The following is a 1,152-nucleotide window of genomic DNA, read 5'->3' as shown; positions in this document are numbered from 1 at the left end:
CGGTGTGGGCGGCGGGACCGCCGCGCCCCCGCCCGTTGCGCCGGTCCCGCCGCCCACACCGAGCTACCTGCAGGCACCCCCGCCGCCGATCGCGCCGTCGAACGTCGGTCATTACCACCCGGAACCGCTGCCGGGGGCGCCGGCCTCGAACGAACCCGCTGCGGCCGCCACGGCCGAATCGACCGTGATCCCGGCGATCGAGTCTCGCCTCGCCCCGCCGGACCGTGAACCGGTGGAGCCGCCGGTCGATCAGGCCTATGGTCAGCACCGCCCGGAGCCGCCGCGCGCTGCTCCCCGGCCGACCTACCCGCCTCGCCGGCCGGTGCGGCCGGTGGCCGACGACGACGAGCTGGACGTGCCGGACTTCCTCAAGTAGCCGGTGCCAGGCAGACTTCCGGCATGCCGGTTCTCGTCACCTCGCGCTCGGGCGGGGTCAGCGACCCGCCGTTCGAGGGACTCAATCTGGGCGACCACGTCGGGGATGCCGACGAGGCCGTCGCCGTCAACCGACGCCGGCTCGTCGACCGGCTGCGGATGCCGGTCCAGTACATGCGGCAGGTGCATGGGAGGCAGGTCGCCGTGCTGCGTCGGCACGGGCCGCCGCCACAGGCGGACGCGCTGGTGACCGATGTCCCCGGCCTCGTGCTCGCCGTGATGGTTGCCGACTGCGCACCGGTGCTGTTCGAGGCCCCCGCGGTGGTGGGAGTGGCGCACGCCGGCCGGGTTGGGATGGCCAATGGCGTGATACACGCCACTCTTGGGGCCCTCGAGCGGCTCGGCGCCGTCCGGGACGAGCTCCGTGTCACCATCGGTCCATGTATCTGTGCCGGCTGTTACGAGGTGCCGGAGGATCTTCGTTGCGAGGTGGATACCCAGGTGCCGGGGAGTGCGGCCACCACCCGCGTCGGCACCGCGGCGATCGACCTGCGTGCCGGTATCCGTCGTCAACTCGCCGCCGCCGGTGTGACCGATATAACAATTTCTGCTCGATGCACCGCCGAGGATCCGGAGCTCTACTCCTACCGTCGAGAGGGTCGGACGGGACGCTTCGCCGGCCTGGTCTGGCTCGGGCCGACGCCATGATCCACCGGCCCGAGCCAGACCAGGCCGGCGAAGCGTCCCGTCCGACCCTCTCGACGGTAGGAGTAGAGC

General features: G+C 72.1%; 1 protein-coding gene and 1 pseudogene. Both read left to right on the top strand.

What is annotated here, in order from left to right; translation table 11 throughout:
* Positions 1–376 (top strand): annotated as a pseudogene (locus tag AC08OO_RS08565) (cell division protein FtsZ); the annotation flags it as partial.
* 23 nt (positions 377–399) lie between these two features.
* Positions 400–1,083 carry a peptidoglycan editing factor PgeF gene (gene pgeF, locus AC08OO_RS08560; RefSeq protein ID WP_476606309.1) on the top strand — a complete coding sequence of 228 codons (684 nt, stop codon included), beginning with the start codon at positions 400–402 and terminating at the stop codon, positions 1,081–1,083.
* Positions 1,084–1,152: the final 69 nt, after the last annotated feature.

This window comes from Frankia sp. CeCAU1, assembly GCF_977971845.1.
Note: the sequence above shows the minus strand (reverse complement) of the source record. Positions and strands in the feature narration are given on the sequence as shown.